Raw genomic sequence first — 21038 nt, 5'->3', positions numbered from 1 at the left:
GTTGCCGCGGCTGTCCTGAAAGGGGTGGAGTGCCACAAGACACCCCGATCCGCCCCCGGGTTCGCAACCGGGGCCTGAGCCAGGAAGAATCAGGGTGCGCACCGCCAGGTGGTGCCCAGTGGTGAGACGCTGCACAGGGCGGGATTTCGCGGGCTTCTGTTCCTGAGGTCCGTACGGGGAGGTGGCAGGCAAGTGGTGGAGCAGCTGACGCAGCATGACCCGAGGCGGATCGGCCCGTTCGAGGTGCTGGGACGACTCGGGGCCGGCGGCATGGGGCTGGTCTATCTCGCGCGCTCGGCGTCGGGCCGGCGGGTGGCGATCAAGACGGTACGCACGGAATTGGCCGAGGACCAGCTGTTCCGGGTCCGTTTCACGCGCGAGGTGGAGGCCGCCCGCGCGGTGAGCGGCTTCTACACCGCCGCCGTCGTCGACGCCGATCCGCGTGCGGCGGTGCCGTGGCTGGCCACCGCCTACGTCCCCGCCCCCTCGCTCGAGGAGATAGTGAGTGAGTGCGGGCCGATGCCGACGCAGGCCGTGCGGTGGCTGGCCGCGGGCATCGCGGAGGCCCTGCAGTCGATCCACGGGGCCGGACTGGTCCACCGCGACCTGAAGCCGTCCAACGTGCTCGTGGTCGAGGACGGGCCGCGGGTGATCGACTTCGGTATCGCGTCCGGGGTCTCCAACACCCGGCTGACCATGACCAACGTCGCGGTGGGCACTCCCGCGTACATGTCTCCGGAACAGGCCCGCGACTCGCGGAGCGTGACGGGGGCGAGCGATGTGTTCTCGCTCGGCTCGACCCTGGTCTTCGCGGCGACGGGACATGCGCCCTTCCACGGGGCGAATCCCGTCGAGACCGTGTTCATGCTGTTGCGGGAGGGGCCCGACACGGAGGGGCTGCCCGACGACCTGCGTCCGCTGATCGAGTCCTGCATGCAGATGGACGCGACGCGGCGGCCCAGCCCGGCCGATCTGCAGGCCCAGCTGGCCCCGCACCTGTTCGCCTCCGGCAGTGACGACAGCGGTACGGCGTCGGCGTGGCTGCCACCCCGGGCGACCGCGATGATCGAGCAGCGCAGGGGCGGCGGCCGCACCGCCGCCGTGCCCGCGCCCGTGGTCGCGCCGCCCCAGCAGCCCGGCCCGCCGCCCCCGGGTGCCGACTGGGACGGTGCCTGGCGCGCGGGCGGCGACGTACGCACCGCGCCCGCGCCGTCGCGGGTGGGGGCACCCGCGCCCGACGGCGGCCCGGTGCGGCTGCCCGGCGCGCAGGTGCCGATCGGTCCGGGCCCGCGCCCGGTGGACGTACGGGGCGCGGCCGCCGCGCACGCGGACCCGGCGACCGGCTGGGTGCGCCCGCCCGCAGGGCTGAACGGCGCGGCCGGCGGGGCCGCCCCCACGGCCCCGGTGCCCGCCCCCTCGCCCGCCCCGGACGCGGCGCCGGACCGCTGGCGGCCGTGGCGTTTCCGCATGTCGAACGATGTGTGGGGCACACCCGTCGTGGTCGGCGATCTGCTGTACGTGACGTCCTTCGAGGTCCACGCGCTGGATGTGGGCAACGGGCGCCGCCAGTTCAAGACGCGGGACGTGGCCTGGGCGATGGCCGTCGACGGGGGCAGGATCCATGCCTCGGACGGCCCGTCCCTGTACGCGCTGGACGCGGCGACCGGCGCCGAGCGGTGGCGGCTGCAGACGGACGCGTGGGTGTACTCGCTGAAGGCCGACCGCGGCACGGTCCTGACCGGGACGCGCGGGGGTGGCGTACAGGCGTGGGAGGCGTCCAGCGGCGAGAAGCTGTGGGAGGCCCGGGGCGTCCAGAGCGACTTCGAGACGCCCGAGGCCGGGCCGGTGATCCACGACGGGACGGTCTACCTCTGGCAGGACGCGCGGCTGCGGGCCGTCGACGCCCGGACCGGCACGGAGCGGTGGTCCTACCCCATCGGCGACGCGGCCTCCTGCGGCGGTGTGCCCGTACGGGTGACCCCGGCGCCGGACGGCTTCGTGTACGTCGCCGCGGGAACCCGGGTGCTGGCCGTGGACACGGTCTCGGGCCGGGTGCGCTGGCACTTCGAGTCGCCGGCCGCCTTCCTGTCACCGCCCGCCTTCGCGCCCGGACCCGCGGTCACCGGGGGCGGGGTGTACCTCGCCGACTACCTCGGCACCGTGTACGCGCTGGACGCCTCCACCGGCAAGGACCGGTGGCGGATCGCGACGGAGGCCCGGCAGTCGATCGAACCCGTGCTGGTCACGGCGGGGAACGTGCACGTCGGCAGCGGTAGCGCGCTGTACACGCTGGACGCGGTGACCGGCACGCCCAAGTGGCGGTTCGCGGCGGGCGGCGACGTGGTCGGCGCCCCGGTGGTCGCGGACGGCCGGGTCCACTTCGGCTCGGCGGACCACGTGCTCTACACACTGGACGCGGCAGGCGGCCAGCTGCGCTGGAAGCTCGCCACGGGCGGCGAGATCACGGGCTCACCGGTCGCGCAGGCGGGTGTCGTCTACGCCTGCAGCAAGGACCGGTGCGTGTACGCACTGGACGCGCTGAAGGGAACGGGGACGGGGAGCCGGGCGGCACGGACGTAACCCGGCACGCCGCACGGGCGTCTCACGGGCGGGGCGGGGGGTAGCGGCCGTCGTCCTCGTCCTGGACCGGGTACGGGGCGGTGTCCTCGTCGGACCGGCCCCGGTGCTGGCCGGTCCCCGGCCCCGTGTACGGGTGCGCCTCCGGCTCCGGCCACGGCGTCGTCTGCGCCGACATCCCCGGCTCCTGCGTCGGAGGCCAGGTGTCCGGATGGTCGTCCGGCGGTACGGGATACGGGTCGAGGTCCTCACGCGGTGCCCGTACCTCCCGCCGCCGCCCCGACATCACGAGGGCGCCCAGCAGGAGCAGCACACCGCCCGCGGCCGCCTGTGCCACCCCCATCCGCAGCACGGACCCGTCGCCGCCCACGGTCAGGCTGCCCGTCGCCTGCCCCAGGCGGACCATCCACAGCACGGTGAAGCCGAGGACGATCAGGCCCGCCACGGCCACCACCCAGCGTGAGCGGAGCACCACGCCCACCACGGTCACCAGGGCGGCGAAGAGGAACGGCAGCAGGATCGAACCGAGCACGGCCGACGAGGTGGTGCTGATGCCGTCGAACAGGTCCTGGACGCGGTAGTCCCGGCCGAGGCGGCCGTCGTACCAGCTCTGGAAGGGGCTCTGGACGGCGGCCGCCGCTCCTAGGAGAGCAAGGACGGAGCCGAGAACATTGCGGATCATCGTCAGCCTCCCGGGCCTGTGCGCAGGCACACAACCACACCGCTCTCGGCCTCGACGCTACGCCCGGCCTCTCACCCGTGCCATCGGAGACCATTGCCAGACCGTGACAGGGCCATGACTGGACTGCGGGTCCGCGGCGGGAATGCTGTGCGTTACGGTGTCGCGCGGCTGTGCGGCGTCCGGACGGCCGACAACAAACAAAGGGGGGCTGCATCGATGATGCGGCGACGTATGAGGTTCGCGGCGGTACTGGTCGTGGTGGTGCTCGCACTCACCGGATTCTCCACCTCCAGCAGCGGCGGCAAGGGCGGCAAGAGCCGCAGCAAGAGCAGCAGCTCGGGCGGCGGATGCTCCAACTCGAAGAAGAGCAACGGCGGTTATCACGACTACGACGACGACTACGACAGCTCGTCGAGTAGTTCGTCCGGCGGCTCCACCTACTCCACGCCGACCCCCACCGCGACCGCGACGGACGCCCCCGACGTCCGGGTCGTCCGCTGCGCCCAGCCCCGCAAGGGCAAGCGCAAGGCGGTCACCACGTCGACGGTCCAGATCCGGTCGACGGCGACGGGCACACACACGTACGACGTCGATGTGACGTTCCTCGACGCGAGCGGCAACACCGTGGACACCGGTGAGACCACGGTCGAACTCGACTACGACCAGGCGCAGACGCTGGCGGTCCGCATGGACAGCCCGCGGACCGTCTCCCGGGTGAAGCGCTGCCTGGTCACCGCGGAACTGCGTTACTGAATCCTGTTCCGGACATGCAGCGGCCGCGACGGCACCCCCTCCGCGCCGCCGCGGCCGCTCCCCGTGCGTCGTGAGGTCTAGTTGGCCGGCTCGCCGGTGGCGTGCGCGTCCGCCGGCTTGAGCGGCGAGCCCGTCGCGTGGGCGTCCAGAGTGGTGATCTCCTCGCCGGTGGCGTGCGCGTCAGCCGGCTTGAGCGGCGAACCGGTCGCGTGGGCGTCCTGAGTGGTGATCTCCTCGCCGGTGGCGTGCGCGTCCGTCGGCTTGAGGATGTCGCTCTTGTCGGCCATGAGGTTCAACTCCTGAAAAAGGTCTGACAGCGGATGGATGGGCCCGCCCGGCGGTTCCCCCGTGGATCGCCGGGCGGGCCTTCCAGGGCCGTTCACCTTAGTGGTGTGGCCACTCGGCAATCCGTCTGCCCCCCGACGCGACGGATCGATGAGTAAGAGAGTGCCGTGAGGCGATAAACGATTGATGAACGCCGGTCAGGAAGCCCTGGCGACCGGGGCCGGTGCCAGCAGGGCGCGTACCGAATCGGCTTCCGGCGACCCCAGTTCGTCGAAGATCGAGAGAGCCTCGTTCCAGCAGACCTGTGCGCGGTCGGTCTGCCCTATGCCCGCGAGCCCCCGCCCCAGCGCGGTGAGGACGTTCGCGCGCCGCCAGTCGCCGCCGATGCCCCGCAGGATCACCAGCGCCTGCTCCGCATGGGACGCCGCGTGGGCCGGCTGGCGGATGGCGAGGTGCAGCTCGGCCAGCCGGAACAGGGTCATTCCGTGCCACAACTGCTGGCGGCTGTCACGGAATATGGCCATGGCCTCGGTGAGCGCCTGCTGGGCGAGGCTCGTCCGGCCCGTGCCGGTGAGCGCCAGTCCCAGCGCGTACTTCCCGTTGGCGAGGCGCAGGGCCAGACCCGAGGCGTCCGCCTCGTAGATGCCGACGCCCTGCTGGGCGAGGTCCACCGCACTGGCCGTTCGCCCCGTGGCCAGGTGGACCCGGGACAGGTTGCACAGGGCCGAAGCCTCGCCCGGCTTGTTGCCGTCGGCGCGGAAGGCGGACAGTGCCTGCGTCAGGTGGGCTTCGGCATCGGTGTGCCGGTTCTCGTAGAGGGCGACGATGCCTCGTTGGTTCGGGACCTGCGCCAGCGAAACCGGGTCGTCGGCCAGCCGGCCGAGTTCGAGAGCGCGCCTGGCCTCGGTCTCCGCCTCGGCGAACCGTCCGGAGACGCTGAGGACATGGGTGAGCATCGTGCGGGCGCGGCCTTCGGCCCGCGCGTCCCCCGCCGCCCGGGCCGCCTCGCTCACGGCTTTGGCCGCAGTGGCGAACTGATGGGAGTTCGCGCCTGATTCACCCAGATCGACCACGGCCATGAGCAGGTCGGAAGCCCGCCGGGGCATGCCGGATCCGGCCGACTGGCGTGCGCAGGCCAGCAGTCCGCTGGACTCCGAGAAGAGCCAGTCCAGCGCGGTCTCGCGGACCCGGAAGGTGAGACCGGGGTACTCGGTGCGCGAGAAGTGGTCGAGCACCCGCTCCCCGGGCCGCTCCAGCGCGTACACGCCGGCCGCCGTCGCCAGGTAGAAGTCCAGCAGCCGCGACAGCGCCAGCTCCCTTTCCACCGCCGGATGTTCGTCGCGTTCCGCGCACGCACGCGCGTAGAGGCGCACCAGGTCGTGGTAGCGGTAGCGGCCCGGTGCCGCCGACTCCAGGAGGCTCGTGTCGACCAGGGCCTCCAGGAGGTCCTCCGCCGCGTGCGTCTCCAGGTTCAGGAGGGCCGCGGCCGCCGCGAGGGAGATGTCCGGGCCGTCCGCCAGGCCCAGGAGGCGGAAGGCGCGGGCCTGCTGGGGTTCCAGCTGGCCGTAGCCGAGCTCGAAGGTCGCCTTCACCGCGAGGTCGCCCGCCTGGAGCTCGTCCAGCCTGCGGCGTTCGTCGGCGAGCTTCGAGGCCAGCACCGAGACCGTCCAGGTGCGGCGGGCGGCCAGCCGGGACGCGGCGATACGGATGGCCAGGGGCAGGAACCCGCACGCGGCGACGACGTCGAGGGCGGCCTCGCGCTCGGAGGTGACGCGTTCGTTGCCGACGATGCGGGTGAAGAGCTGCAGGGCCTCCTCGGGGGACATCACGTCCAGGTCCACCAGGTGTGCGCCCGCCAGGTCGACCATGCGGACCCGGCTGGTGACCAGGGCCGCGCAGCCCGCCGTGCCGGGGAGCAGGGGGCGGATCTGGGCCGCGTCATGGGCGTTGTCCAGGAGGACCAGGATGCGGCGGCCGTCCAGGGTGGAGCGGTACAGGGCGGCCCGCTCGTCCAGGGAGTCCGGGATCGCGGAATCGGGGGTGCCCAGGGCACGCAGGAACGACCCCAGGACCGTCTCCGGTTCGGCGGCTCTCGCGCCCGCGCCCTGGAGGTCCACGTACAGCTGGCCGTCGGGGAAGTGCGGGCGGGCCCGGTGGGCCACGTGGACGGCCAGCGTCGTCTTGCCGACGCCGCCGATACCGGCCAGTGCGGAGACGGCCATGACGCAGCCCTCGGCGGTGGCGAGCCGGTCGCCCAGCTCGGTCACGAAGGGGGCGCGGCCCGTGAAGTCCGGGACGGTGGCCGGGAGCTGGGCGGGGCGGACCGGGACGGTGGCGGGGGCCGGTTCGTCGACCGGGCGGGCCAGTTCCTCGTCGGCCTGCAGGATCCGCTGCTGGAGCTGGGCCAGTTCGGGGCGCGGGTCGACACCCAGTTCCTCGGCGAGCAGCCGTCGGGTGTCCGCGTACACCGCGAGCGCCTCGGCCTGGCGGCCGCTGCGGTACAGGGCGACCATCAGCAGTTCGCGCAGCCGCTCGCGCAGGGGGTGCGCGGCGGTGAGTGCGGTCAGCTCAGAGACGGCCTCGGCGTGGCAGCCGACCTCCAGGTCCATGTCGAGCCGGGTCTCGGTGAGCTGGAGACGCCATTCCTCCAGGCTGGTGCGCTGGTTCTCCGCGTACGGGCCGGGCACCGAGGCGAGCGCCTCGCCGTCCCACAGGCCGAGCAGCTTGTTGATCAGGGTGCGGGCCTGGCAGCGGTCCCCGCCGCCGCGCGCCTTCTCCGCCTCGGCGGCCAGGTCCTGCGCGAGCGTGAGGTCGAGCGCCTCGCGGCTGATCCGGATCGCATAGCCGCCCGACTCGCTGACCAGGGTGTCCTGGCCCAGGATCTTGCGGAGCCGGGACGCGTACGTCCGTACCGCCGCGAGCGCCTGAGAGGGAGGGTCGTCGCCCCAGAGGGCGTCGATGAGCTCGGCGGCGGTGGCCGTGCGGCCGTCGCGCAGGAGCAGGGCGACCAGCAGGGCCCGTTGCTGGGGCGACCCGGACGCCAGGGCCTCTTCGCCGCGCCAGGCGCGAACGGGACCCAGCACGGCGAAGCGCAGTTCGGTGCCGGCCGTCCGTTCTTGCGGAGCACGTTGCTCCGGAACGCGCACACGAGGTCCGTTGTCGCGGTCCATTGATGCCCCCTGTCCTGCTTGCCCCGCCGGTCCTGCCGATCGTGCTCTGCTCCGTGGCGCTGGTATCGCGCTCAACAGTCTGCCTTGTTATAGGCGGACTCGTCAGCAGTGGGTGACGCTCTGCACAAGGCCTCGACAACGATTCGGGGACGGCGGCCTTTTCGGACATGTGACGCCGCGTCGGACGGAGCTCCCCGGGCACGCCGACCGGGGTGCCGGCACCGTCGGCGCCGCAGGGGCGCGGCACCGGTCGGTGGACGAAAGGCAGGAGCCCCGCTCCTCCGCCGGGGCGGGGGAGCGGGGCTCCTTGGGTACTGCTGACCGGCCGCGATCGGCCGACCCGGGCAACTAGGCCGGGGTGACGTTCTCAGCCTGCGGACCCTTGGGTCCCTGAGTGACGTCGAAGTTCACGACCTGGTTCTCCTCGAGAGAGCGGAACCCGGACGCGTTGATCGCGGAATAGTGAACGAAGACATCCGGGCCGCCGCCGTCCTGGGCGATGAAGCCGAAGCCCTTTTCAGCGTTGAACCACTTGACGGTTCCGGTAGCCATAAGCCCTCCTTGGGCCAAAGGGTTGCCCTGCTCCAGAACCTGCAAACAAGTCTGAAAACTACAAAAGCCTGCGGGTTACATGCTCCGCAGGCTCTGTACTGCAAGGGAAACCAAACTGCAACTTGCGGGCGAGCCTAGCACGCAGTCTGCGGGGAGCGGTAGAGGGAAAGATCACTTCACTCGGATGTTTGGCGGACGTGCGCTCGAGGCCATGAAGGGGTCCCCGAAGGGGGTGCCGGAGGAGGCCCGGGGAGCCGTCCGGGCGCCCCGATGGTGCCCGCCCGGGGGCGCAGGTCTAGCCTCGCGATGTGGACAATTCAACCGTCTCTCCCGTAGAAGGCGACGACCGTCGCAGCAGGCCGCGCGTCGGCCACATCCAGTTCCTCAACTGCCTTCCCCTCTACTGGGGCCTGGCACGGACGGGAACCCTGCTCGATCTGGAGCTCTCGAAGGACACCCCGGAGAGACTCAGTGAGCAGCTGATCAGGGGCGACCTCGACATCGGTCCCGTCACCCTGGTCGAGTTCCTGCGCAACGCCGACGACCTGGTCGCCCTCCCCGACATCGCGGTCGGCTGCGACGGGCCCGTGATGTCGTGCGTGATCGTCTCGCAGCTTCCGCTCGACCGGCTCGACGGGGCCCGGGTGGCGCTCGGCTCGACCTCCCGTACCTCCGTACGGCTCGCCCAGCTGCTGCTCGCGGAACGCTTCGGGGTCACGCCCGACTACTACACCTGCCCGCCCGATCTCGGCCTGATGATGCAGGAGGCCGATGCGGCCGTGCTGATCGGCGACGCCGCTCTGCGGGCCAACCTGCACGACGCCCCGAGGCTCGGACTGCAGGTCCACGACCTGGGCAAGATGTGGAAGGAATGGACGGGGCTGCCGTTCGTCTTCGCCGTCTGGGCGGTCCGCAAGGACTACCTGGCCTCGCACCCCCTGTATGTGGAGAAGGTGCACGAGGCGTTCCTGGCCTCGCGTGACGTCTCGCTGGAGGAGGTCACGAAGGTGGCCGAGCAGGCGGCGCGCTGGGAGGCGTTCGACGCCGAGGTGCTGGAGCGCTACTTCACGACCCTGGACTTCCGCTTCGGCCCGGACCAGCTGGCCGGGGTGCGCGAGTTCGCCCGCAGGACGGGACCGACGACCGGATTCCCCGCGGACGTGACGGTCGAGCTGCTCGGCGGCTGACCCGGGCGCGACGGGAATGGTGCGGGAATAGGTGAATCCCGTACCTTCCCGGGTCGGCCGGCCGTTTATCGGTCTCCGTGTACGGAGGCCGCCACCGGCATTCCCTTCCGGCAAAGGGATGAATGGGCGGGGGCCCGCCCTGTGCACCCGAAGCCGAATAGCGGACAACCTCCGGAACGCATCCGGCCTGCGTCCCGGTATCGCGCGGATGAACGGCGTATTCGCGCCTTTCACTGTGGCGAAAACCGCCCTTCGTGCCCTTAGGGGCGAAATCGGCAGAAGGGTTCTCAGTGACCGCATGACCTGTGCGCCCTAGGCTGCGGTCGGAGGTCCCAAAGGCCCACAGGGGGAGACCGTATGCAGCCGCTGGAAGCCGGCGAACCGCACAGCATCGGCGCCTACCGGCTGCTCGGCCGGCTCGGGGCCGGCGGCATGGGCCGCGTCTATCTGGGCCGCAGCGCGGGCGGACGCACCGTGGCGGTCAAGGTCGTCCACCCCCACTTCGCCCTCGACGAGCAGTTCCGTGCCCGGTTCCGGCGCGAGGTCGAAGCGGCCCGACGGCTCGGAGCGCAGTGGACGGCCCCGGTCCTGGACGCCGACCCGGACGCGCCCGTGCCCTGGGTGGCCACCGGTTACGTCGCCGGGCCGCCGCTCTCGGACGCGGTCACCCGGCACGGCCCGCTGCCCGAGTACGCGGTACGGACCCTGGGTGCCGGCCTCGGTGAGGCGCTCGACGCCGTGCACGCCCACGGCCTCATCCACCGGGACGTGAAACCGTCCAACGTCCTGCTGGCACTCGACGGCCCCCGGCTGATCGACTTCGGGATCGCCCGTGCCCTCGGCGCGACCGTCTCCCTCACCTCCACCGGGGTCTCGGTCGGCTCGCCCGGCTACATGGCGCCGGAACAGATCCGGGGCCTGGACATCTCCGGCGCCGCCGACGTCTTCTCGCTCGGGGCGGTCCTCGCGTACGCGGCGACCGGCAACGCCCCCTTCGCGGGCGACTCCTCCGCCGTACTCCTCTACAAGGTGGTGCACGAGGAACCCGAACTGGGCGACCTGGAGGGCGAACTGCGCGAACTGGTGGCCGGGTGTCTGGCGAAGAACCCCGGTGACCGGCCGGCCCCGGCGGAGCTGGCCCGCAGGCTCGCGCCGGGCGGGGCCGCCGCGCTGGTGACGGCGGGCTGGCTGCCGAACTCCCTGGTGCGCGAGGTCAGCCGGGCCGCGGTGGCACTGCTCGACCTGGAGCCGCAGGAGACCCCGGTCCAGTCCGGCCCGGTGCCGTTCAGCAACGCGTCACTGGGGAACGCGGCGCTCGGCACGTTCGGCCCGCCCCTCGCGCCGCCCCCGCCGTCCCTGCCGCCGCGCACCGGCGGGTCCGAGGGCCCGGCCGGCAGGGAGAGTACGGCCGGTCCGGACAGCGGTGACAGGACCGGCGTGCCCGGGCAGCGCGGATCCGGCGGTCGCGTCGCCGTCAGCGTGAGCGCCGACTCGCAACCCGGTGCGGGCCGGGGGCGGCGGGTGAGCTGCACCGTCGCGCTGGCCGTGGCCGGAGCACTCGCCGCGGTGACGCTCGGCACGGGGATGCTCCAGGACCTGCTGCAGGACGGCGGCGCCGACAGCCACAACGACGGAGCCGCGAAGCCCCCGGCCGCCACCGCGTCGAAGAGCCCGGGAACGACCGCCCCGGAACCGACCGCCACGGGCGGCGGTCCGGTGAGCACGCTGCCCGAGGCGTTCGCCGGCACCTGGCAGGGGCCCACCACCGAACGCAGCGGCCTGCCGCACGGCACGGTCACCGCCGTCTTCACGGAAGGCAGGAAGGGCGAGGACGTCGTCCGCCTTTCGCACCGGCTCGATGTGCTCGGAACGACCGTCGAGTGCAAGGGCATCGGCCGGTTCGTCTCCGGTACGGCAACGGAGGTGAGGATCCGGGAACGCACCGACCCGGACAACGCCGACAGCGCCCTGTGCACCGGCGGCGACGCCGATCTGGTCTTCACCCTCACCGGCGACAAGCTCGGCTACCGCTCCCAGGAGGAGGCCGCCGGCACCCCGAAGGGCACGCTGACCCGGTCCGACGCCTGACTCCGGCAGGGCCTGGCGTAGGCTGGATCGGTCCGTGGATCCGTAGAGAAACCGCCGAAAGGTGACAGCCCGGTGACCGAGAAGGCCGACCTTCAGCCCGTCCTCGACCGCGCCGCCGAAGGCGGGCGGATCTCCCCGGAGGAGGCGCTCGACCTGTACCGGTCGGCACCGCTGCACGCGCTGGGGGTGGCGGCCGACACCGTGCGCCGCCGTCGCTACGCGGGTACGGAGCACATCGCGACGTACATCATCGAGCGCAACATCAACTACACCAACGTGTGTGTCACGGCCTGCAAGTTCTGCGCCTTCTACGCAGCGCCCAAGGACACCGACAAGGGCTGGTCCCGCGATCTCGACGACATCCTGCGCCGCTGCGCGGAGACCGTCGAGCTGGGCGGTACACAGATCATGTTCCAGGGCGGTCACCACCCGGACTACGGCGTCGAGTACTACGAGGAGCACTTCTCCGCGATCAAGAAGGCGTTCCCGCAGCTGGTCATCCACTCGCTCGGCGCCTCCGAGATCGAGCACATGGCGCGCATCTCCGGCGTCTCCGCGAAGGAGGCCATCCAGCGCATCCACGCCGCCGGCCTCGACTCCTTCGCCGGTGCCGGCGCCGAGTTGCTGCCTGCCCGGCCGCGCACCGCGATCGCTCCGCTCAAGGAGTCGGGCGAGCGCTGGCTGGAGATCATGGAGATCGCCCACGGCCTGGGCGTCGAGTCCACCTCCACCATGCTGATGGGCACCGGCGAGACCAACGCCGAGCGCATCGAGCACCTGCGGATGATCCGTGACGTACAGGACCGGACGGGCGGCTTCCGCGCCTTCATCCCCTACACGTACCAGCCGGAGAACAACAAGCTGAAGGGCCAGACGCAGGCCACGCTCTTCGAGTACCTGCGGATGATCGCCATCGCCCGGCTCTTCCTCGACAACGTCGCCCACATCCAGGGCTCCTGGCTGACCACCGGCAAGGAGGTCGGCCAGCTGTCGCTGCACTACGGCGCGGACGACCTCGGCTCGATCATGCTGGAGGAGAACGTCGTCTCCTCGGCCGGCGCCAAGCACCGCTCGAACCGCCTGGAGATCATCGACCTGATCCGCAAGGCGGGCCGGGTACCGGCGCAGCGCGCCACGACGTACGAGCACCTCGTCGTCCACGACGACCCGGCGAACGACCCGGTCGACGAGCGGGTCGTCTCGCACATCTCGTCCACGGCGATCGCGGGCGGCACCGCCCACCCGGAGCTGAAGCTCCTCGACGCCAACTGATCCTGCCGTGCTGACGATTCATGCCGCCGACGCGGTCCTCGGCGCCCCAAAAGGGGCGGATTCCGTGGCCGTGGACGGCGGCTTCGTCGTCTCCGTGGGCTCGTACGGGGACGTCACCGGCGCCTTCCCGCAGGCCAGGGTGCGGCGCTGGTCCGGGCTCATCACGCCGGGCCTGGTGAACGTCTCGGCGCCCGCCCTCCTGGAGGCGGCCTACCACCCCGACCCGCGCGAGGCGGACGAACTGGGCACCGTCCCGCTGACCGGCGACGCGGTCGCCGCCCTCGGGATGGACGACGCCCGGTGGGGCGCGAGTGCCCGGCGCGGGCTGCAGCGGATGCTCCGGCACGGAACGACCGCCGTCGCGGGCACCTTCACCCGGCCCGCCGTGCGCACGGCGGTCATGCGCTCGGGACTCCGCGTCCACGCACCGGCCGAGGGGGACGCGGACCGGCCCGTGTCCCTCGATCCGCTCGCGGGGGCACGGGAGCCGGCGAGGGCGTTCGGCGGGCCGCCGGTCATCGGCGGCGCCGCCGACCTGGCGGTGTTCGACGTGCGGGACGCGGCGGAACTGGCCAGGGTGGGCGCGGGCAGCTGTGTCGCGACCGTTCTCGGCGGGCGCCTGGTCTTCCGCAGCTCATGACGGCCTGCCCCCCGCTCCGTACGTGGAGGTCAGCGCGCGGACGGGCCGCCCAGGTACTTTCCGTCGGAGGTGTAGGGCCAGGCGTTCGACACGCATCCCTTCAGGCCCTTGATCTGCTGCATCATCGCCGGAGCCGGGCGCCCGGGGCCCGGGCAGGTCTCATGGCCGTGGCCCAGCCAGTGGCCGACCTCATGGTTGATGATCAGCGCCCGGTACTCGGCCGGCGAGCCGTCGAATGTCGGTGAACCGAGCTGCCAGCGCCGCAGGTTGACCATGACGTCCTTGTCGCCGCGGCAGTTGAGCTCGCCGCGGGTGTTCAGGTCGAAGGTGCCGCACAGCCGGTCGGTGGTGTCCGGTGTGCCGATACGGATCACCAGCCCGGCCGAACTGTCGGTCACCTGGCGGAAGGAGCGGGTTCCTCCCCTGCTCCAGCCGCGCGGGTCGGCGAGGATCGCGGCGACGTCCTCGGCGGCCCGGTCGGGATCGACTCCGCTGCCGTTCTCCACCTCGACACGGTAGGGGTGGCCGCTGCCCGCGGCCGTGACGCCCTTCCGGGCGACCGTGAAGGTGCCGGGGCCGGACTCGGGCACCTTCGGCACCTTAGGCGCACCGGACTTCTTCGCGCTCCGGGAGGGCCCGGGAGAACGGGGGGAGGGGGGAGCCGCGGCCCGAGGGCTGTCCGGGGCCTCGGGAGTCCTCGCGATGAGGGAGGGGACCGACGTGACCGCGGGCGGCGGGGCCGGAGCGGCGGTCGGCGGGGCGGGTTGCCGCCACGGGTGGTTCAGGTAGAGGAAGACCGAGGTGACGGTGCCGACGAAGGCAGCCAGAAGGACCAGCGAGCGTCTCTGCCTGCGTCTTCGTCGAGCGCGGGCCTGCTGCCGGGACCGTCGGGGCCGGCCGGGAGCTGCCGCTCCCGGCGGGCGGCGGGTGGCGGCGCCCCGTATTCGGTGACCTGTCTGCGTGTTCACGGTGCGTCCGTCCGTCAGTTCGTCTGTCCGTGCCGGGTGGTCGTCGGGGAATGCCCGCGGGACCGCGTCCTCGCCCCGCAGACCGGGGATCAACCGCCCCGGACGCTCACCTGTTTCTCGAGCAGCGGGTGCTCGTCCGCGTACCGCACGACGTCCAGCAGCCCGCTCTCCCTTACCCCGTCGAGGAGTTGCTGCGCGGTCACCGGTGCGGACCTCCCTGTCCGCTCGTCCGGGGCGATCTCCAGCCGGACGTCACTGCCCTTGTAGGTGAACGCCATCGAGGTGGCGTTGGTTTCCATCGAGCCCGAGGCGCCGACCCGGATCCTCACTTCCGTACCGGCCTCCAGCTCCACCGTCCCGCACGTCATCGCCTTCTCCGGAATGCTCGTGCAGGGCCCCTCGGCCACACCGTCGTCCGGCCGCACCGCGAACGTCACACGGAACAGGTTCCCGTCCTTCTCCCCCTGGTAGGCGACGACGGAGGAGTCGAGCGGACGGATCGTCCCGACCGCGTCCGGCAGCGCCCCGTCCAGGACGGCTGCCGTCCACTGCTGGAACTCCTCGAACCGCTTCCGCTCGGCGCCGGACAGACCGTTCAGGCTCCCCTCCTCGGGCTCGCCCGAGGTGGCCTCCACATGCACGGGCGTGCGGTACGGGGCCGGGGGGCCCGTACCGGTGGCCGCGACACCGGCCTGCGGGCCGCCGCCCGGCAGCGCGACCGCCCCGAGCGCCGCCAGCCCGGCCACCCCCAGGGCGCTCGCCACGACCGTCAGCCGCGCCCGGGTCCGGCGCCGCCGCCCCGACGCGGCGGCGGCCGCGGTCAGGTCGGGCAGCGGCGGCAGGTCGTCGACCGCATGCTCCATCGCGTCCCTGAGCAGGGAGACATCGTTGCTCATCGCGGATCCTCAGCTCTCGGTTGTGTAGACGTGGGCCGGCCCCAACTGCTCCCGCAGCCGCGCCAGTGATCGCGAGCACTGGCTCTTGACCGTGGACTCGCTGCACCTCAGGAGTTCGGCGACGGACTCGACGCTCAGGTCCTCCCAGTAGCGCAGCACGACCATCGCCCGTGCCCGGGGCGGGAGTCCGGCCAGTGCGGCCAGCAGCGTCACCGTGAGCTCGGGGCCGACGGCGGCACGCGGGGTGTCGACCGGGGTGTGGGCGAGAAGATCGCGGATCCGGCGTCGGCGCTCCGCGAGATAGGTGCGCGTCAGCACGGTGCGCGCATAGGCTTCCGGGTACTGGGCCGTGCTCGCCCGCCGCCAGTGCTGGAACAGTTTCGCCAGCGTCGTCTGGGTCAGATCGCGAGCACCCTCCGCGTCACCGCAGAGCAGATACGCCGTCCGGTAGAGACGGCGCTGGCTCGCCCGGGCGAATTCCTCGAAGCTCGTGGAGCCGGCGGAATCCCGGCTGTGGGCGGTGGACATCTGCCTCCTCTCTCCGGTTCTCGGTGGTCTCACCCTGTTACTGAGTGCCGCCGGGCCCAAAAGGTTGAAGCGGCTCACGCCGCCGTGAGACGTCGGCACCGGGGCTGCTTGAATGGGAGGGTGACCCGAGCATCCCTGGACAAGCAGCCGCACGAAGTCGCCTCGATGTTCGACGACGTGGCGGCGAACTACGACCTCACCAACGACGTGATCTCCCTCGGGCAGGCCAGGCTCTGGCGCAAGGAGGTCGCGAAGGCGGTGGACGCGCGCCCGGCGCAGAAGATCCTCGACCTGGCCGCCGGAACCGGCACCTCCTCGCAGCCCTTCGCCCGGGCGGGCGCCTACGTGGTGCCCTGCGACTTCTCGATCGGGATGCTGCGGGTCGGCAAGGAGCGTCACCCGTGGATGCCGTTCACCGCGGGCGACGGTACGAAACTCCCCTTCAAGGACGAGACGTTCGACGCCGTCACGATCTCCTTCGGGCTGCGCAACATCCAGGACACCGACCAGGCGCTGCGCGAGCTGTACCGGGTGACCAAGCCCGGCGGCCGGGTCGTGATCTGCGAGTTCTCGCAGCCGACGTGGGCGCCGTTCCGCAGGGTCTACAGCGAGTACCTGATGCGGGCACTGCCGCCGGTCGCCCGCACCGTGTGCACCAACCCGGACGCGTACGTGTACCTCGCCGAGTCGATCCGCGCCTGGCCCGACCAGGCGGGCCTCGCGGCCCGGCTGCAGAAGGCCGGCTGGTCGGACGTCGCCTGGCGCAACCTCACCGGTGGTGTGGTGGCACTGCACCGGGGTGTGCGCGACTGAACCCCGGTACCTGCGGATCGGGCCCCGGACGACCCGGCCCGGCCGCCGGGACCGCCCCGGCCGGGCACCCATAGACTGCAAGCGACCGGTGCCGCGCGGCACGCGATTTCGAGTCTTCGGGAGATCCGACCGTGACCGAGCAGCCCCTCTCCGAACACAGCGCGGACGTGATCGTCGTCGGGGCGGGCCCAGCCGGCTCCACGACCGCGTACTACCTCGCCAAGGCCGGACTCGACGTACTCCTCCTGGAGAAGACGGCGTTCCCGAGGGAGAAGGTCTGCGGCGACGGCCTCACCCCGCGCGCCACCAAGCAGCTCGTGTCCATGGGCATCGACATCTCCGAGGAAGCCGGCTGGCTGCGCAACAAGGGCCTGCGCATCATCGGCGGTGGCGTCCGCCTCCAGCTGGACTGGCCGGAGCTCGCCTCGTTCCCGGACTACGGACTGGTCCGCAAGCGCGACGACTTCGACGAGACGCTGGCCCGCCAGGCGCAGAAGGCCGGCGCGCGGCTGCACGAGCGCTGCAACGTCGGTGCGCCGATCCTCGACGAGCGCACCGGACGCATCACCGGCGTGACCGCCAAGGTCGGCGAGGAGAAGACCCCGGTCACCTTCCACGCCCCCCTCGTCGTCGCCGCCGACGGCAACTCCACACGGCTCTCCCTCGCCATGGGCCTGCACCGCCGTGAGGACCGCCCGATGGGCGTCGCGGTCCGTACGTACTTCACCTCGCCCCGCCACGACGACGACTACCTGGAGTCCTGGCTGGAGTTGTGGGACCGGCGCGGCGCCGAGGACCGCCTGCTGCCCGGCTACGGCTGGATCTTCGGCATGGGCGACGGCACGTCCAACGTCGGCCTCGGCATCCTCAACTCCTCCTCCGCGTTCAAGGAGCTCGACTGGCGCGAGGTGCTCAAGGCCTGGTGCGCCTCCATGCCGGAGGACTGGGGCTACACCCCGGAGAACATGACGATGCCGATCCGCGGCGCCGCGCTCCCGATGGCCTTCAACCGCCAGCCGCACTACACCAAGGGCCTGCTGCTCGTCGGTGACGCGGGCGGCATGATCAACCCGTTCAACGGCGAGGGCATCGCGTACGCCATGGAGTCGGGCCAGATCGCCGCGGACGTCATCGTCCAGGCCCACGCCCGCGCCACCCCCGCCCAGCGCGAACTGGCCCTGAACAACTACCCGAAGGTGCTCAAGGAGACCTACGGCGGCTACTACACGATGGGCCGCGCCTTCGTGAAGCTGATCGGCAACCCGAAGATCATGAAGATCGCGACCCAGCGGGGGCTGACCCACCCCCTCCTGATGAAGTTCACGCTGAAGATGCTCGCCAACCTCACCGACCCGACGGGCGGCGACGCGATGGACCGCATCATCAACGGGCTCTCGAAGGTCGCACCGAAGGCCTGAACCGGGGTCCGCCGGAGGGTGTGACCCGGACCCTGTGTCCGGCCGCGGGCCCGGTGTAGGTTGCGGACCATGCGGGCCATGGGGGAGTGGAGCGCCGGCGCGTGCCGTCGGCTGGGTACGGCCGGATCGGCCGGGGTCGCCCTGGGCGGCTGGGCCGTCGGCACACTGCCGGCCCGCGACCCGTGGGGGCTGTGGGTGCCTCACGGGGCCGCGGCGGGCGCCGTGGGGTACTTCCTGGCGTACGGCGGGCTCACCCTGCTCGTCGTCGCCTGGTGGCAGTACGGCAGGGCCGGCGCCTCCGTGCGCGACACGCTCCGCACCCTCGTCTGCTGGGCGGCCCCGCTCGTCCTGGCCCCGCCGCTCCACAGCGCCGACGTGTACAGCTACATAGCCCAGGGTGCGATGGTCCTCGAAGGCCACGACGTCTACAGCGCCGGGCCGTCGGTACTCGACCCCGCCGGGCCGGGCGGCGACGCCGCGGCGAGCGTCGGCGGCCACTGGACCGACACCCCGGCCCCGTACGGCCCGTTCTTCCTCATCCTCGCGCGGGGTGTCGCATGGGCGACGGGCGGAACGATCGTCCCCGCCGTGCTGGGCATGCGGATCATCGCCCTGGGCGCGCTGGCGCTGATCGTATGGGGCCTGCGGCACCTCGCCCGGCAGCACGGCCGCAGCGAGAGCGCGGCCCTCCGGCTGGGCGCGCTCAACCCGCTGCTGCTCGTGCACGTCGTCGGCGGCATGCACAACGACGGACTGATGATCGGCCTCATGCTGGCGGGCGCGGTGCTCGCCCTGCGCGGGCGGTGGATCACCGGCGCGGCGCTCATCGGCCTCGCCGTGATGGTGAAGTCCCCGGCGGCCGTGGCGCTGTTGTTCGTCGGCGTCGTGGTGGGCCGGGCGGCGACGGGGTCCGTCCTGCGCCGGGCGGCGAAGGGGCTGCTGGCGCCCGGACTCGTCGCCGGGGCGGTCGTGGCCCTGGTGACGCTCCTGGGCGGCACGGGCTTCGGCTGGCTGGGCACCCAGGGCGTCGCCGGACGCATACACACCGCGCTGTCGGCCAGCAGCGACCTCGGCCTCGGGCTCGGCGAGCTGCTGCGGCTGACCGTCGGCACCGACCCGGACCCGGTGAAGTCCGCCGTGCAGAACCTGGGTCTGCTGGTGGCCCTCGTGCTGATCGTCCGCCTCGCGTGGCGCTCCGCGGCCGGCCGTACGGAACCGGTCCACGCCCTGGGGGTCGCCCTGGTGACGCTGGTGGCCCTCTCCCCGATGGTGCAGCCGTGGTACCTGCTGTGGGGTACGGCGGTGCTCGCCGCCACCGCGTGCGAGGGCCGGATCCGGAACGTGGTGACCGTGCTGTCGGCGGCGCTCGTGTACGAGACGCAGCCCTCCGGCTCGACTCCCGTGTACGGATTCGTGCTGGCGGGCCTCACCTGCGTGGCCGGGGTGCTGCTCCTGCGCCGCGAGGCGGCCACGCGGGAGTTGCCCCGGGTGCCGTCGCAGCGCAGGCCCGAGGACGCCGTGACGGACGCGGAGGCGGACATGCCGGCCGCCTCGCACTGACCGGCACCGGCGCACACCGACGGGCCGTCACTCCCGAGCGGGGGAGTGACGGCCCGCGGCCGTACTCAGATGTCCGGTCTACCGGAGCTTGTGAATCAGAGAACGCGGACCGCGCCCGACGGCGGGTCGTAGTCCAGGGACTTCTGCACCACACCGGTGCTGGAGTTCTGCGCACCGACGAACTGGCCGCCGCCCACGTAGATCCCGACGTGGTACGCGCTGCCCGCGCCGCCCCAGTACAGGATGTCGCCGGGCTGCAGGTTGCTGAGCGAGACCTGGGTGCCCGCCGTCGACTGGCTCTGCGAGACACGCGGCAGGTCGACGCCCACCGTGCGGAACGCGGCCTGGACGAGGCCCGAGCAGTCCCACGAGTTGGGGCCGGTGCCGCCGGAGACGTACGCGTCGCCGATCTGCGACTGGGCGAACGCGACGACGGACGCCGCGGAGCCCGTGGCGTTCGACGAGTAGGAGGGGGAGTCCGAAGAGCCCGAGGAGGCGCTGAGCGTGGTGCGCTCGGAGGTGCGGGAGGCGCGCTCGGCGGCCTCCGCCTTGGCCTTGGCGGCCGCCTCTGCCTTCTTCTTGGCCTCTGCCTTGCGGATCGCCTCGGCCTTGGCCTTCTTGGCGGTCTTGGCCGCGGTGGCCGCCGCTGCGTCCTCGTCGGCCTGCGTCTCGAGGTCGAGGGCGACCTGCTGCGTGGCCTGTGCGGACGCGGCGACTGCGGTGGAGAGCCCGGCGGTGATCGTGGGCATCTCGATGGTCTGGGTCACCGGCTCGGCCTGCGCCGGGCCGGCGGCACCTGCGACCGCGATGGTGCTGAGGACGCCACCGGCAACTCCGGCGCGCAGCGCCGTCTTGGAGGCGCTTTGGCGGGGCTTCCGGTGGCTGGGTATGTGAGCGGTGTGGGACATGGGTACTAGCGCTATCAGGGCTGTAGGGGTCCCATCAAGAAACGTGTGTTGCGACACAGTTACGTTCGGAATCTTTGAATCCGCTTATTTGAGGCCTTTATTGACGCCGTAACGGGCAAACCGGGCACCCGTCATCACGGCCGTGATCACGGAGTTTCAGCAATACGCCCGAATTGCCCGTCGCTTACCATCCGTTCACACCGATGGCCAAGCCCGCTTTTGTTGAAGCGTTGGTGGAGTGATGCAGGTCACAGTATGACTCCCGCGTGAGAGGCAACCGCGCGACCGCGTCCCGAGTGGGGGGCGGAATCGGCCGGCCCCTTCCGGCTCGATGGCCTATTGGTGAGTCATGTCCGTTTGTTCCGGGTCGGGTCGGCGCCCGGTCGGTGTCGGGTCGGCGTCCGGTCGGCACCTCGCCGGCGCCCCTTCGGTATCCCGCCCGCGATCCCCCGGTGTCCCGTCCGTGGTCCGTCGGCGGTCAGCACTCTGTTCGGGGGCCGTGCGTCCGGTAGTTCGTGAATGCGTGCGCATTGTCCACATCGGTACCCCGAGCCCCACGTCCGGGTGGCTGCCGGACGGTGCCGATTCCTATATCACCGGCGGAGCGTCCATCGCCAATTTGCTTGTAGTGGCTGTCGATTGATAGTGCCATGCGCCTTTGACCAGCGGTAACGCCACCGGATGTCACGTCTCGTAGCTACTCGGCCGCTTCGCGTACGAAGATCACCGCTCATCCGACTT

At 71.9% G+C, this 21038-nt stretch carries 17 protein-coding genes; 9 read left to right on the top strand and 8 right to left on the bottom strand.

Going from position 1 to position 21038, the window contains the following annotated elements:
* The first annotated feature begins 192 nt into the window (after positions 1-192).
* Positions 193-2580: a serine/threonine-protein kinase gene (locus OG257_RS16525; RefSeq protein WP_329208464.1), complete on the top strand. Its 2388-nt coding sequence runs from the start codon at positions 193-195 to the stop codon at positions 2578-2580.
* A 22-nt stretch (positions 2581-2602) separates the two neighbouring features.
* On the opposite strand, the gene OG257_RS16520 is transcribed toward OG257_RS16525, so the two are convergent.
* Positions 2603-3259: a hypothetical protein gene (locus OG257_RS16520; protein ID WP_329208463.1), complete on the bottom strand. Its 657-nt coding sequence runs from the start codon at positions 3257-3259 to the stop codon at positions 2603-2605.
* 216 nt (positions 3260-3475) lie between these two features.
* Here OG257_RS16520 and OG257_RS16515 point away from each other — a divergent pair, with 216 nt between their 5' ends.
* A complete protein-coding gene (locus tag OG257_RS16515) occupies positions 3476-4012 on the top strand; it encodes a hypothetical protein (RefSeq protein WP_329208462.1) in 537 nt (178 codons plus the stop codon).
* Positions 4013-4089: 77 nt separating this feature from the next.
* Here the strand turns inward: OG257_RS16515 and OG257_RS16510 are convergent, their stop codons facing one another.
* The 3 genes from OG257_RS16510 to OG257_RS16500 form a co-directional block, all read right to left on the bottom strand.
* Entirely contained in the window at positions 4090-4299 is a 210-nt protein-coding gene (locus tag OG257_RS16510; RefSeq protein WP_329208461.1) for a hypothetical protein, read from the bottom strand.
* A gap of 195 nt (positions 4300-4494) precedes the next feature.
* Positions 4495-7467 carry an AfsR/SARP family transcriptional regulator gene (locus tag OG257_RS16505; protein ID WP_329208460.1) on the bottom strand — a complete coding sequence of 991 codons (2973 nt, stop codon included), beginning with the start codon at positions 7465-7467 and terminating at the stop codon, positions 4495-4497.
* A gap of 348 nt (positions 7468-7815) precedes the next feature.
* Complete coding sequence (locus OG257_RS16500; RefSeq protein WP_003967102.1) at positions 7816-8019, bottom strand: cold-shock protein; 204 nt, start codon at positions 8017-8019, stop codon at positions 7816-7818.
* A gap of 308 nt (positions 8020-8327) precedes the next feature.
* Here OG257_RS16500 and OG257_RS16495 point away from each other — a divergent pair, with 308 nt between their 5' ends.
* The 4 genes from OG257_RS16495 to OG257_RS16480 all read left to right on the top strand — a co-directional run bounded on the left by OG257_RS16495 (position 8328) and on the right by OG257_RS16480 (position 13206).
* A complete protein-coding gene (locus OG257_RS16495) occupies positions 8328-9206 on the top strand; it encodes a menaquinone biosynthetic enzyme MqnA/MqnD family protein (protein ID WP_329208459.1) in 879 nt (292 codons plus the stop codon).
* Positions 9207-9563: 357 nt separating this feature from the next.
* On the top strand, positions 9564-11294 hold the full coding sequence (locus OG257_RS16490) for a serine/threonine-protein kinase (protein WP_329208458.1): 1731 nt from the start codon (positions 9564-9566) through the stop codon (positions 11292-11294).
* Positions 11295-11366: 72 nt separating this feature from the next.
* Entirely contained in the window at positions 11367-12566 is a 1200-nt protein-coding gene (mqnC, locus tag OG257_RS16485) for a cyclic dehypoxanthinyl futalosine synthase (protein ID WP_329208457.1), read from the top strand.
* Between the two features lie 7 nt (positions 12567-12573).
* A complete protein-coding gene (locus tag OG257_RS16480; protein WP_329208456.1) occupies positions 12574-13206 on the top strand; it encodes a hypothetical protein in 633 nt (210 codons plus the stop codon).
* Between the two features lie 29 nt (positions 13207-13235).
* Here OG257_RS16480 and OG257_RS16475 read toward each other — a convergent pair whose 3' ends face one another.
* The 3 genes from OG257_RS16475 to OG257_RS16465 form a co-directional block, all read right to left on the bottom strand.
* Positions 13236-13796, bottom strand: coding sequence for a DUF3152 domain-containing protein (locus OG257_RS16475; protein WP_329208455.1), 561 nt, complete (start codon positions 13794-13796; stop codon positions 13236-13238).
* 467 nt (positions 13797-14263) lie between these two features.
* Positions 14264-15070 (bottom strand): hypothetical protein, encoded by an 807-nt coding sequence (locus OG257_RS16470; RefSeq protein ID WP_329208454.1) that lies wholly within the window; start codon positions 15068-15070, stop codon positions 14264-14266.
* Positions 15071-15079: 9 nt separating this feature from the next.
* Positions 15080-15598: a SigE family RNA polymerase sigma factor gene (locus OG257_RS16465; protein WP_329208453.1), complete on the bottom strand. Its 519-nt coding sequence runs from the start codon at positions 15596-15598 to the stop codon at positions 15080-15082.
* A gap of 120 nt (positions 15599-15718) precedes the next feature.
* On the opposite strand from OG257_RS16465, the gene OG257_RS16460 reads away from it, so the two are divergent.
* The 3 genes from OG257_RS16460 to mptB all read left to right on the top strand — a co-directional run bounded on the left by OG257_RS16460 (position 15719) and on the right by mptB (position 19389).
* A complete protein-coding gene (locus OG257_RS16460; protein WP_329208452.1) occupies positions 15719-16411 on the top strand; it encodes a demethylmenaquinone methyltransferase in 693 nt (230 codons plus the stop codon).
* Positions 16412-16542: 131 nt separating this feature from the next.
* Entirely contained in the window at positions 16543-17829 is a 1287-nt protein-coding gene (locus OG257_RS16455) for a geranylgeranyl reductase family protein (protein ID WP_329208451.1), read from the top strand.
* 78 nt (positions 17830-17907) lie between these two features.
* A complete protein-coding gene (mptB, locus tag OG257_RS16450; protein ID WP_329208450.1) occupies positions 17908-19389 on the top strand; it encodes a polyprenol phosphomannose-dependent alpha 1,6 mannosyltransferase MptB in 1482 nt (493 codons plus the stop codon).
* A gap of 95 nt (positions 19390-19484) precedes the next feature.
* On the opposite strand, the gene OG257_RS16445 is transcribed toward mptB, so the two are convergent.
* Positions 19485-20297: a C40 family peptidase gene (locus OG257_RS16445; protein ID WP_329208449.1), complete on the bottom strand. Its 813-nt coding sequence runs from the start codon at positions 20295-20297 to the stop codon at positions 19485-19487.
* Between the last annotated feature and the right edge of the window lie 741 nt (positions 20298-21038).

Origin of the sequence: Streptomyces sp. NBC_00683 (genome assembly GCF_036226745.1) — a bacterium.
Taxonomy (GTDB): Bacteria; Actinomycetota; Actinomycetes; order Streptomycetales; family Streptomycetaceae; genus Streptomyces.
Note: the sequence above shows the minus strand (reverse complement) of the source record. Positions and strands in the feature narration are given on the sequence as shown.

Bases quoted from the DNA above. Each gene is read 5' to 3' on its own strand.
- OG257_RS16520 (WP_329208463.1), bottom strand. From the start codon at position 3,259: ATGATCCGCAATGTTCTCGGCTCCGTCCTTGCTCTCCTAGGAGCGGCG.
- OG257_RS16515 (WP_329208462.1), top strand. From the start codon at position 3,476: ATGATGCGGCGACGTATGAGGTTCGCGGCGGTACTGGTCGTGGTGGTG.
- OG257_RS16510 (WP_329208461.1), bottom strand. From the start codon at position 4,299: ATGGCCGACAAGAGCGACATCCTCAAGCCGACGGACGCGCACGCCACC.
- OG257_RS16505 (WP_329208460.1), bottom strand. From the start codon at position 7,467: ATGGACCGCGACAACGGACCTCGTGTGCGCGTTCCGGAGCAACGTGCT.
- OG257_RS16500 (WP_003967102.1), bottom strand. From the start codon at position 8,019: ATGGCTACCGGAACCGTCAAGTGGTTCAACGCTGAAAAGGGCTTCGGC.
- OG257_RS16490 (WP_329208458.1), top strand. From the start codon at position 9,564: ATGCAGCCGCTGGAAGCCGGCGAACCGCACAGCATCGGCGCCTACCGG.
- OG257_RS16470 (WP_329208454.1), bottom strand. From the start codon at position 15,070: ATGAGCAACGATGTCTCCCTGCTCAGGGACGCGATGGAGCATGCGGTC.
- OG257_RS16465 (WP_329208453.1), bottom strand. From the start codon at position 15,598: ATGTCCACCGCCCACAGCCGGGATTCCGCCGGCTCCACGAGCTTCGAG.
- mptB (WP_329208450.1), top strand. From the start codon at position 17,908: ATGGGGGAGTGGAGCGCCGGCGCGTGCCGTCGGCTGGGTACGGCCGGA.
- OG257_RS16445 (WP_329208449.1), bottom strand. From the start codon at position 20,297: ATGTCCCACACCGCTCACATACCCAGCCACCGGAAGCCCCGCCAAAGC.